Source organism: Paenibacillus polymyxa (assembly GCF_015710975.1).
In the GTDB taxonomy this organism is placed as follows: Bacteria; Bacillota; Bacilli; order Paenibacillales; family Paenibacillaceae; genus Paenibacillus; species Paenibacillus polymyxa.
Map to the genome: position 1 here is coordinate 2,224,626 of NZ_CP049783.1, position 11,639 is coordinate 2,236,264.

General features: G+C 46.3%; 12 protein-coding genes and 1 riboswitch. Of the genes, 5 read left to right on the top strand and 7 right to left on the bottom strand.

All coding sequences use genetic code 11. The annotated features are described in order from the left end of the window. Positions 1–22 precede the first annotated feature (22 nt). The 3 genes from G7035_RS10020 (at position 23) to G7035_RS10030 (ending at position 3,836) form a co-directional block, all read left to right on the top strand. Positions 23–1,744 (top strand): adenine deaminase C-terminal domain-containing protein, encoded by a 1,722-nt coding sequence (locus G7035_RS10020; protein ID WP_019688891.1) that lies wholly within the window; start codon positions 23–25, stop codon positions 1,742–1,744. A gap of 355 nt (positions 1,745–2,099) precedes the next feature. Further along, positions 2,100–2,576: a Dps family protein gene (locus G7035_RS10025; protein WP_017428614.1), complete on the top strand. Its 477-nt coding sequence runs from the start codon at positions 2,100–2,102 to the stop codon at positions 2,574–2,576. 150 nt (positions 2,577–2,726) lie between these two features. After that, positions 2,727–3,836 carry a nitric oxide synthase oxygenase gene (locus tag G7035_RS10030; protein ID WP_017428613.1) on the top strand — a complete coding sequence of 370 codons (1,110 nt, stop codon included), beginning with the start codon at positions 2,727–2,729 and terminating at the stop codon, positions 3,834–3,836. A 24-nt stretch (positions 3,837–3,860) separates the two neighbouring features. Here the strand turns inward: G7035_RS10030 and G7035_RS10035 are convergent, their stop codons facing one another. Continuing rightward, positions 3,861–4,022 (bottom strand): hypothetical protein, encoded by a 162-nt coding sequence (locus tag G7035_RS10035; protein ID WP_169315055.1) that lies wholly within the window; start codon positions 4,020–4,022, stop codon positions 3,861–3,863. 121 nt (positions 4,023–4,143) lie between these two features. On the opposite strand from G7035_RS10035, the gene G7035_RS10040 reads away from it, so the two are divergent. After that, positions 4,144–4,602 (top strand): hypothetical protein, encoded by a 459-nt coding sequence (locus G7035_RS10040; protein WP_019688890.1) that lies wholly within the window; start codon positions 4,144–4,146, stop codon positions 4,600–4,602. Between the two features lie 69 nt (positions 4,603–4,671). On the opposite strand, the gene G7035_RS10045 is transcribed toward G7035_RS10040, so the two are convergent. The 5 genes from G7035_RS10045 to G7035_RS10065 all read right to left on the bottom strand — a co-directional run bounded on the left by G7035_RS10045 (position 4,672) and on the right by G7035_RS10065 (position 7,861). Then, positions 4,672–5,109 (bottom strand): AbrB/MazE/SpoVT family DNA-binding domain-containing protein, encoded by a 438-nt coding sequence (locus G7035_RS10045; RefSeq protein WP_013373561.1) that lies wholly within the window; start codon positions 5,107–5,109, stop codon positions 4,672–4,674. Positions 5,110–5,294: 185 nt separating this feature from the next. After that, on the bottom strand, positions 5,295–6,014 hold the full coding sequence (locus G7035_RS10050; protein WP_016822765.1) for a 3-ketoacyl-ACP reductase: 720 nt from the start codon (positions 6,012–6,014) through the stop codon (positions 5,295–5,297). A 117-nt stretch (positions 6,015–6,131) separates the two neighbouring features. Further along, complete coding sequence (locus G7035_RS10055) at positions 6,132–6,983, bottom strand: DUF4097 family beta strand repeat-containing protein (RefSeq protein ID WP_019688889.1); 852 nt, start codon at positions 6,981–6,983, stop codon at positions 6,132–6,134. 4 nt (positions 6,984–6,987) lie between these two features. After that, positions 6,988–7,539 (bottom strand): DUF1700 domain-containing protein, encoded by a 552-nt coding sequence (locus G7035_RS10060; protein ID WP_019688888.1) that lies wholly within the window; start codon positions 7,537–7,539, stop codon positions 6,988–6,990. Further along, a complete protein-coding gene (locus G7035_RS10065) occupies positions 7,532–7,861 on the bottom strand; it encodes a PadR family transcriptional regulator (RefSeq protein ID WP_016822768.1) in 330 nt (109 codons plus the stop codon). Before G7035_RS10065 ends, G7035_RS10060 begins: the two co-directional genes overlap by 8 nt. Positions 7,862–8,241: 380 nt before the next feature. On the opposite strand from G7035_RS10065, the gene G7035_RS10070 reads away from it, so the two are divergent. Then, complete coding sequence (locus G7035_RS10070) at positions 8,242–8,775, top strand: DUF6985 domain-containing protein (protein WP_019688887.1); 534 nt, start codon at positions 8,242–8,244, stop codon at positions 8,773–8,775. Positions 8,776–8,861: 86 nt separating this feature from the next. On the opposite strand, the gene metE is transcribed toward G7035_RS10070, so the two are convergent. Continuing rightward, on the bottom strand, positions 8,862–11,180 hold the full coding sequence (gene metE / locus G7035_RS10075; RefSeq protein ID WP_019688886.1) for a 5-methyltetrahydropteroyltriglutamate--homocysteine S-methyltransferase: 2,319 nt from the start codon (positions 11,178–11,180) through the stop codon (positions 8,862–8,864). Positions 11,181–11,339: 159 nt separating this feature from the next. Continuing rightward, a riboswitch (cobalamin riboswitch) is annotated at positions 11,340–11,535 on the bottom strand. Positions 11,536–11,639: the final 104 nt, after the last annotated feature.

Below are 11,639 nucleotides of genomic sequence, written 5' to 3' on the forward strand. Positions count from 1 at the left end.
GGTTCGATGAAGGAGATACATCATGCGTGCAGACAAAATGATTTTACAAGTTAAGGTGTATAACAGTTACTACAAGACGTTCGAGGAAGGCAATGTGGCTATACTTGACGGCAAGTTTATGTATATCGGTCAGCGCGGTCTGGAGTCTTTTGAGGCTGCTGAAATTGTGGAGGGGCACGGGAAATATATGATTCCCGGCCTAATCGACATCCATCTGCATATCGAAAGCACAATGGTGACACCAGCAACCTTTTCCTATGGACTCATTCGCAATGGGGTCACGACGATTGTACCAGAACCGCACGAAATGGCGAATGTTTTCGGACTGGAAGGCATTCAGGAAATGATGGAGGCCAGCAAAGATTGCGTGGCTGATATGTTTTACGGGATTCCTAGCTCTGTTCCAGCGACGCCTTTGGAAACCTCAGGGGGTGAAATTGACATCCCCGAAATTGATGCTTTGTTGCAAACGGGTGAGATGATCTGTCTGGGTGAAATTATGAATTATGTGGATGTCATTCGTGATCCGGAGAGCAAGACGAACCGCATCTTACGCCACGTTCGTGAGCACTACCCAGAGCTGATCATTGAAGGCCATACGCCGCAGTTGCTTGATCTGGATCTGCATCAGTTGATCTATGCAGGAATAGGCTCAGACCATACCCACCAAAGCATTGAGGGTATGAAGGCCAGAATGGCCGCCGGGATGTTTATTGAGATCCAGGAAAAATCCATGACCCCTGAGGTGATGGACTATCTCATTCAGGAAGACGTGGCACAACATTTTTGCTTCGTAACGGATGATGTGATGCCGGACTCTTTCGTAGAGCGAGGGCATCTGAACCACATCGTAAGTAAAGCGATCGGGATGGGAATGAAGCCTGAGGATGCGATTTATGCAGCGACGTATACTCCTGCTGCCCGGATGCGTATGCATGACCGCGGGACCATTGCGCCAGGGAAAATAGCCGACTTCGTGCTGCTATCGGATCTGGAGCAATTTGATGTAGAGCAAGTCTATAAGGACGGACTCAAGGTATTCGATAAATTCGAGGAATACCATCAGGCACCGGTAAAAAGTTGCTTTCCCGCCCACTTTTATCGAAGTGTGAAGCTCAATCCGCTTACGGAGCAGGACTTTACTGTAAAGTTGGATGTAGGTGATGGCGCACATCCATGCCGTATTATGATGGTCAAGGATGGATCTACTTTTACAAGCGAACGGATTGCACCTGCACAAGTAGAGCAGGGTGAACTGGTATGGGAACATGGTGAACATGGACTCATTGCTACGTTTGAGCGGTATGGCAAGAACGGCAACCGTGCTTACGGTTTGATCGGGGGAGATACGATTAAACGCGGGGCAGTGGCAACCACCTATTCGCACGATAACCATAACTTGTTGGTCGTGGGGCATAACAAGCAAGATATGATATTGGCCGCGAATACGGTTTTATCCAGCCAAGGGGGCTTTTGCGTAGTTGAAAATGGCAAGGTGCTGTCCCATTTACCGTTAACGGTGGGCGGAATTTTAACAGAAGGACCGCTAGAAATGGTTGCTGCCCATGTGAAGGAACTGCGTTCAGCCTTACTGTCGCTGGGCTATCGCCATTACAATCCAATCATGTCGCTCAGTACTCATTCTTTGCCAGTCAGCCCGGCTTTGAAAATTACCGATCACGGCTTGATTGATGTAAATGCAGGCAAAGTTGTATCCTTAATCGTGGAACCTTCTGAAATATAAGAATAAAAGTAGAGCTGATCCATTGCGGGTCGGCTCTTTTCATTATTCAGGCAGACAAAATTAACATCTTGTAGAGGCTTATTGTTGTAACCTATTTATGATGCGTTGGGAGTACTTGATGAATATTAATCAATTGGCAACTTCACATAATCTTCATGATTAAACTCTAATAAAGTGCTTGAAAAACACTAACATAGTGTTATAATTAAAACAGGATTTAGATTAAGTCTAAATTAATTGCTAATTATTTTTTAGTTTTACGCATGGGATTTAGAAGAAAATCAGACACTACTGCTAGCGAGTATCAAGCATCACTCAACTATACTATGAATCATAACGAGAGGGGATTTTACACATGAGTACATTAAATCATACGAACGCACCTACACAAGAGGCAATTCAAGAACTGCACAAGGCATTGAACCGACACGTGGCTACTTGGTCTGTATTGTACACAAAACTGCATTATTTCCACTGGTATGTAAAAGGACCTAAATTCTTCACACTGCATGCTAAATTCGAGGAGCTTTACAATGAAGCAACAGCTAATCTAGATACGATTGCTGAACGTTTGTTGGCTATTGGCGGCCGTCCTGCTGCGACCTTGAAGGAGCATTTGCAACTGTCAGCTATTCAGGAGTCCGCAGGCGAGCAGACAGCTGAAGATATGGTGAAGTCCGTTGTAGCCGATTTTAAAACGATTACTGTTGAACTGGCTAATGGTATGGAAGCAGCAGAAGCGGCACAGGACAAAGCGACAGAGGATCTTCTGAATGGCTTGAGAGAAGAAATGGATAAACATATCTGGATGCTTAGCGCATATCTGGGATAAGTTTCTGGGAGTGTTTTCCACGGATATGGAGATCAGGTGAACAAGATATACATCCCGTTGGTTCCGGCCTGCTACTGGAGTATAATGACAAAGAAGCATGGAAGACCACAGGCTCATAAGGAAGTGAGCTGCCGGGATGGGGTGTAGGTTATGGAAGTGAAACAACAGCTTTTGCATGAAGCGGAGCAGTTTATATATACATGTTATGAGGAGCTGGGTCGAAGCCGCGATGATGCGGAAGCCCGGCTTCTTCATATTCGTCACGACATAGAGACTACTGGAACATACGATCATACTTACGAAGAGCTGGAACACGGGGCACTTATGGCTTGGCGGAATAGCAATCGTTGTATCGGTCGATTGTTTTGGGACAAGCTATTGGTCAGGGATGCACGTGGAGCGTCAGATGCGACGCAAGTAGTTCACGAGCTACTGGAGCATATCCGTATAGGAACGAACGGCGGTAAAATTAAGCCAACGCTTACTGTATTTCGCGCCTCCCAGCCGGGACAGCCGAATATTCGTATTTGGAACCATCAACTCATTCGTTACGCTGGATATGAAACGGCTCAAGGGGTCATCGGGGATCCAATCTCGGTGGATTTCACCAATGCTTGTAGGGATATGGGGTGGCAAGGAGCGATGACTGCTTTTGATGTATTGCCGCTGGTTGTGGAAGCGGGGGGTCAGCCTCCCGAGCTCTTTGATATTCCTGAACATTTGGTGATGGAGGTGCCTATTGAGCATCCAGAACTCTCTTGTATAGCCACTCTTGGATTGCGCTGGTATGCTGTGCCTATGATTTCGGATATGACACTGGAGATTGGCGGTATCATCTATACAGCAGCTCCGTTTAACGGCTGGTATATGGGGACAGAAATCGGTGCCCGTAATTTTGCGGATACCTTCCGTTATAATATGTTGCCACAGGTGGCCAAACTGATGGGGCTGGATACGACGAGTGAAACAACGCTTTGGCGTGATCGGGCGCTAGTGGAGTTGAACATTGCTGTGTTGCATTCTTTTAAAAAAGCAGGGGTCAGCATTGTTGACCATCATACCGCAGCGGTCCAATTTAAGTTGTTTGAGGAACGGGAAGCCAAGGCTGGCCGCGCACTGACAGGTAATTGGACGTGGTTGATTCCACCATTATCCCCAGCAACCACACATATTTTTCATAGTTCTTACGATAATCGGCTTGTGAAGCCGAATTTTGGAGTTCAGGAAAAGCCGCAAGGTTGTCCTTTTCATTCTGGTTAACCTAAGGGGATACTGATTGCTGGATCAGGAATCCGGTTTATCCCATACAACGATCAATAGGGTCGCGATCGGTCCTATAAGTAGTGAGAGCGCAAACCAGTTAAGCCTGCTCCGATTTTTGGACTGTGCCAAGCCGGCATTAATAAGGGCAAGTGTTCCCCAGCCTAAATAATAATCTTCTGGCATGGTATTCTCCTTTGTAAAAAGGTATAATATCGTACTGTGTATTGTATGAGTACATTTATAATTTCATAAGTTATATCGTAAATATAACTTTATATATCTTGGTTTGAGGAGCGAAGCTAAGTTGGAGAGAAATCAGGCAGAGCGCATTGTCGCTGAGCTTTTGGAACGGGCTGCTATAGGCGTAACAGTGAAGCTGGAGAAACGTTTTCCTGGTGGACGGCTGATTGGGGGCAAATATGCTATGCATGCTCACGCCATTACCATGTATACGGATGTTATTGAAACACAATGTTTACAGATGTTCGGCAGCGCGGATCGAGTTGAGGAGTATTTTACGGTTGTGCTTGCGCATGAGATCGGGCACGCCGCCGATACTGAATTAGAGGGTCTCTCCGATGCGATGGAGCAAGAGAACATGATCGGGACCCGGCAACGGCTTGCGCTGCAAATTGAGGAAAACGCATGGAACTATGCGCTTAGACTGGTGCCTGAAATAGAAGCATCGTTTATTTCTGCCGTAATAGACGAGTCCCTGCTTGCCTATCGAGTCCCGATTATGGAGCAGTCTGACATTGCGTAATAATGAATGATTCCAGAGCCGACAGGCTCTTTTTTTATTATTTTTAACAAACGAGGTGAACGGATAGATTCAAAGGAGCAGCTTTTTAAGCTGTGAGACGCGACCTTGAGACAATTCCAGCATTTCGGCTAATTCTTTTTGAGAGACATTAGGGTATTCCTCCATGAGCTGCTTAAGTTTATTCAGGAGCTCATTCTGATTTCTGTAGCTCCTTCTTTTCTTCGGCTGGACAGGACGTGCTTCACTCAAATGACTGGAGGGATTATCGCTCTTCAGGTTCTCAATACAACTCTTGCATATCAGATGATCTCTGAAATAGCTTAAATGATCAACGGCACCACAAAAATAACAAGAAACCCCCGTATACTTGCGAATCATCAGTCCCTCTGGTGTAATAAAAAAATCGAGAGCATCTCCAATATTAATATTCATAGAAGTGCGCAGTTCTTTGGGTAGCACAATGCGTCCCAAATGGTCTAGTGGTCGTGTCATTCCTGTATTCTTCATCATTTTTCCCCTTTCTTGGAATGCGCTTATGGTTGCTGGAATTGTATGTTATGTATGCTGGAAGTACAAAGCGCTTATATTACAGTTTGTTTTGGTATAGCTATCCTAAAAAAAGCTCCGGCATGACGAACAATTACGTCTGCCGGAGCTTGGTGCAGCCAATGAATCTAAGATGTCATGTCGAATTACTGTGGGTTGGTTGTCCAAATGCCGGCTACTTTTAATTGAACCCGTGGCGGCAGCTTCAATGCAGCTAATGTCAGATCGGCCAAATCCTGCGGCTGAAGCATGCGGTCCTCGTCACCAATATTCAATCCCGCATTTACCGCCAATTCTGTATTGACCGTGCTTGGAGTCAGCGCGGTTACCCGAATATTGGATTTGCGAACTTCCTGCATCAGTGCTTCCGTGAAGCCCATCAAAGCAAATTTGGATGCGCAATATGCCGAGCCTGTTGCAAAACCTCGTTCCCCTGCTGTGGAGGAAATGTTAATAATATTTCCGCTCTGTTGCGCCAGCATGCTTGGAAGAGCGGCGTGTGTAACATAATAGGTTCCCATCAGGTTTACGCGAATAATACGTTCCCACTCTTCGGGGTCCATATCTGCGACTGTGCCGAAGGTGGCGATGCCTGCATTGTTGATCAAAATATCGACGGCACCCAGCTCATGCTCCAGTGAAGCTACAGCAGCAGCGGCCTGTGTACGATCCGATATATCTGCAACAGCACTCACCACTTTCACACCGTATGTACTCCCCAGTGAATCCTGCAGCTTTTGTAGGTCGGTCAATGTGCGTGAGATTAACCCCAGATTAACGCCTTCCTTGGCCAAGGTCTCGGCAATTGCCTTACCAATTCCTTTGCTGGCTCCTGTAATAATGGCTGTTTTGTTTTTAAGTTCCATCCAGTCTCCTCCTTATCACTATATAACGTGGTTGTGCATCTGAGCACATGGTTACATTATACTAGGTTAAACCCCTTGAACCAAACTTCGCCTGATGAGACATTATGTAGTAGCCTCCTATTTGGAAATATCAATATCCCCTGAAGTGGTTTCGACCTTGATCACGCTCGCGGCGCCGGGAACAGATTCGGGAGTGTTTATGCTTCCAGAGTCAGAGTGGACATTATAGACACCTTTAAAATCGAGAGCCTGCTTAATATTTACATCACCGGAATCAGAATTCACTTCCAAGTTGGATACGGTGCGTTGCGTAATATTAGATTCCCCTGAGGTTAGGGATAGAAGGCCGTTACCGCTATAATCGCGGATGGTGACATCTCCTGAAGTAAGCTTTAGCTCCATATCTGCTGTAAGCTGATTGGCTATAAAGTTACCGGATGTTAGATTTGCGATCAGGTGGGTACTTCGGAGGTTTGTAATCTCGGCAGTGCCTGAGGTAGCAGTAATAGAAGTATTCTCCACGGAAGCATCTTGAAGTTTTACATTTCCTGAATGTGTATCTACCTGCAGATCAGCTAGTGTTTCCCCAGCAGGCATCTCTACAGTAATCGTTTGATCCAAATCAGGGGTAAACGAAAAGAATGACAAGGAAGGGGCCGGCTTCGATTGAATGGTAAGCTTACCGTTCTCAATTCGGGCATTATGAATCTGGTCGGCTACTTTTGTCTGAACTTCTCCGCTGATGCGTATCGTACCTTGGTCGCCAGAGCCAGGAGTGAACAAAATAGAAACATCATCAGAACTGTCCACTTTCAGGTTTTGAAGCTGACCACGTGTGAATGTCCATTTTTTATTTATAGCTGTTGTTTCTTTCATTACTTGTTGATTCCATGGAGCACCGTAGACCACCATTCCGGCTACACCGATGACAATGCACAATCCAGCTGCAATAAACCACATTTTATTCATGTTGTTAGTAAGCTCCCCTCAGGGTAGTCTGATTCCATTTCCAGTATCGCACTGTGCCCTTTACCATAAGGAGTAGGAGATAACGTACCCCAGGCAGCAGCAATAGCCCCATACCTGTTAACGTGATGGAGAAGAAGAATTTGGTTGGGTAAAAGGTGCTGTTGAGCGCATAATCAGTGACGGCGAGTAGAGGGGCTGCAGCGAAACTGACCGCCACTGCGGTTAATGAAGCCCATACCGCCCATAGGGTAGCTAGAATCGGGATGGAGATCAACAAGTTGAGAAACAGCAGCCCTAAGAAAGTAAAAAGATTGCGTGCGAAGCTTCCTTGGCGAAGTGGAGGGGAAGCGTTCCAGCCTACATTGGGAACATCCAATGCTTCTCGGGCAATATCCTCTGGGTTCCCCAACTCATGGGCAATTTCAGTTTCGCTTTTTCCATTGGCCAAGCCGTAGTCAAAATGCTGGCTCAAATCACTAAGCAACTCATGGCGTACCTCTGCAGGGAGAGGAGATAGGCGCTGCTCCACCTCTGTAAGAAACTGTTTTCTATTCATCAGGATCTCCTTCCTTCAGTAGGCTTGCGACATGATGGACAAAATCATTCCATTCCCGTGTAAGTAGTCTTGTATAATGGCTACCGGTATCGGTTAGCCGATAATATTTACGGGGCGGACCCTCGGTCGATTCCTGTAAATACGTCGTGCAGTATCCCTCTGATACCAGACGGCGAAGCAGTGGATATAGGGCTCCCTCTGCTACTTCGATATGACGGGAGACGGCTTGAGCCAATTCGTAGCCATAGCGGTCTCTACGTCCAATTAGAACTAGAACGCATAGTTCCAGTACCCCTTTTTTGAATTGGATGTTCACATTCACGAGCGATGCTCCCTTCCTGATGTAATCATAATTCATAGGTGTCGTTCGGAATAAGGGGAAGAAACGTGTGTTTGTGCATAATTTGTCACGGGTACTGATTATAAATCAGTAGTCAGGTATAATTTAACATCATGTACTGATTAATGCAAGGTACTAAATTTTTAATAATAAAATATTCGGGTCAAAATGGGCCGGTTTTCTTTCTTGAAGGCTTACACGAATAGCAAATCTTGTAGAATAAAGTAGTTTTATTTGGAAATTCCTCGATTTCTGGCTGGAAACACCCATAGAATGTTACTTTAATTTCATTCATTAAAATGATAGATTGTAAAGTGTTCAATAGAGCTAAAGATTACCTATTATGAAGAGGTGGATAAAGGATGGACTGGAAGCACTGGTATAGGGAATTGGAACAGGATGATGAGACTTGGGATGTGTCGGAGGAGGTTGTACTGCGTGGTGTGGTACATCTTGATTTTTGCGGGCATCCGTCGGAGGTAGAAGTCGAATTTATCGTGGGAGCCGACTCTGAAGAACAGGCACAGGCTATAGAAGAACCTACGGAACCTCAGAGAAAGACATGGGAGAAGTATATGGCATGTTCGTCAGCGATCCATCCTCAAGTATTGGAGTCCATATACCAACATTATGTAGACATCGTGGAAAAGTATCGGAAGGCATACAGCTCATGGGGAGAGGACCCTAATGAATATGCGCCTTATGTGGAGCGACCAGAGCAATTGCTGGATCGAATGCAGCTTATATCTATACTGATTTCCGACTCATCGGAAAAGGATGAACTATATTTGAATTTTAATTGTTCCTGGGATCGAGAGCATGGCTTAGGTATACATCTGAAGCAGCTAAAAATCGAGCATATTCAAGGTTTATATACATTATATGACTTGGAATAAATAACTCCCTTCCGGTCTCTAATAGAAAGACCGAAAGGGAATAGGATATGATGGATATAACAACGTGATTGGATACGATAAAAATATTAGTTGGATACAGACAGCACGGCTCGGGCTGCTTGAGCCGCCTGTACCATTTGCCGCAACGCGGCGACAGATTCCTCCTTGGTGCGGGTTTTCAGCCCACAGTCTGGATTAACCCAGAACAAATCTGCTGGCAGTACGCGCAAGGCACGCTGAATCATGCTTAGCATTTCTGATTCATCAGGAATGCGCGGGCTGTGGATATCGTACACGCCCAGACCGATGCCTTTGTCGTACACCTGATCCTCAAAGCTAACAATCAATTCACCATGACTACGAGAGGTTTCAATAGAAATCACGTCGGCATCCATGTCTGAAATGGACTGGATCATATCTTGGAATTCGGAATAGCACATGTGTGTATGGATTTGGGTCGCAGGTTCAACAGTGGCCGTGGTCACAAGGAAGGCTTGAACCGCCCAATCCAGATAGGCCTGCTGTTGTTCTTTTTTCAACGGGAGCCCTTCGCGAATTGCGGGTTCATCCACCTGAATCATGCTAATACCCGCTTGTTCGAGTGCCTCTACCTCTGCCCGTAATGCCAGAGCTAATTGCAAAGCAACTTGCCTGCGTGGAATATCATTACGTTCAAAGGACCAGTTCAAAATGGTCACAGGGCCTGTAAGCATTCCTTTAACTGGCTTGGAGGTTAACGATTGGGCAAATGCCGTCTCTTCCACAGTCATTGGTTGATCGAACGACACATCTCCGTAAATAATCGGCGGTTTAACACAGCGGGAGCCGTAAGATTGCACCCATCCGTTTTGTGTAAAAGCAAAGCCTTTTAGTTTTTCGCCAAAAAACTCAACCATGTCAGTCCGTTCAAATTCCCCATGTACAAGCACATCTATGCCAATGTCCTCTTGGATATCAATCCATTCCTTGATCTGCTGCTGGATGAATGTCCGATATTGCTCGGCAGACCATTCTCCTTTGCGATAGTGCAGACGGGCCTTGCGAACCTCAGCAGTTTGCGGGAAGCTGCCGATGGTCGTCGTAGGCAGTGGGGGTAACTTCAGCCTATTTTGCTGAATTATACGGCGCTCGGCGAAAGGAACGCTGCGTGATAGTGGCTCCTTTGCCAACAGGTCGGCCAAATCGGCAGCTGTCTGTACCCTTGCCGCTGAGCTGTTGAAGCGGGCTACCGCTTCCGCACTTTGCTCAAGCTTGGCAAGTGCGGATGGATCATGCTTACCAAGTGCAGCCGTCAAGACTGCGATTTCATCCAGCTTTTCATCGGCAAAGGCTAGGGCATGCACCAGCTCTCGGTCCAGCTTGTGCTCTGCTTCCAGACTGACCGGCACATGCAGCAGACTGCACGATGGCTGCACGATAAGCTGTTCTGCATTGATTTGTTCTGCTAACTGGCCCAACAGCGCAGCCACGGCATTCAGGTCGCTGCGCCATATATTGCGCCCATCAATGACACCAGCACCCAGCGTTTTCCCTTTGGGGAAGCCATGTCGCGATATATGCTGGACATTTTCGCCATCATCATAGACAAAATCAAGACCCAGTCCCTGGACCGGAAGTTCAGTCAGACGCTCATAATGATCTAGGCTACCAAAGTAGGTTTGCAGCATGATGTTTAAGGAGGGAGCAGCTTGGGTCAAAGCTTCATAGACCTCCTGAATAATATCCAGATCCTCTACTGGGAATGAGGTGGTCAGGACAGGTTCATCGATTTGGACCCATTGTACGCCTTCTGCTGCTAGTTCGGACAGGACTCGGGCGTATAAAGGCAGGAAGGTTCGTATAATAGAGGCCAGATCCTTACGATCATAGCCTTTGGATAAAACAACAAATGAGTAGGGACCGATGAGAACTGGTTTACCGTCAATACCTAGCTCCTGCTTTGCTTCACGATAAGCGAGTAAGGGCTTATTTTCAGTGAGCACTGGAGCCGCATTTTCCAATTCGGGAACGATGTAGTGGTAATTGGTATTCATCCATTTGGTCATTTCGCTGGCGGTAGCTCCCTTCTGCCCACGTGCCATCCCGAAATACACAGACAGAGGAACCGGACCTGTAGGACGATAGTTGAACCGCTCGGGTACGAGACCGAACATCACAGATGTATCCAGCACATGATCGTAATAGGAAAAGTCTCCGACAGGAATGCGATCAATCCCTTTGTCACGTTGCTTGCTCAGATGCTCCAGCCGCAATCTTTTCATCTCACTATGCAGTTCACTTTCGTTAATACTACCCTTCCAGAAGCGCTCCAGTGCTTTCTTCCATTCCCGGTTCCCGCCGATTCGCGGATATCCCAGATTACTGCTAGTCAAACCGGACAATGTAGATCGTTCGTTAATGGACATGTAGGTTTTCCTCCTAAGTGGTAGCCAGTTTATTTTTACGTACCAAAAAAGGCATTCTGTCCCCAAGGCTAAAAATAAGTAGGGGAAAGAATGCCTCCGCGATTAAAATTCAAAAATACGGCGACTGCTCTTAACACCTCCCTATCTTCCGTAGGTACTGCGATGTTGTTAAAATAGGCAGGTCTCCTGACTTACGGATCATGACGTTCAGCATCCCTTCCCGGTCTGTGGACCAGTGGGTGTATGAGCAGCTGAACATTCCCCGTTTACAGTGGCGGGACCGTCCCGGATTTGCACCGGCTTCCCTTTTAAGTCTGATCTGAATAGAACAGACACCTATTTCCAAACTATGCGATTAAGGTATGACGAATAATTATGCACTCGTATACTTGTTCACCATCATAAGTGAAACTCACAGGATGTGCAATAGAAACAGTAATAGAAACTGGAGTGGAATCT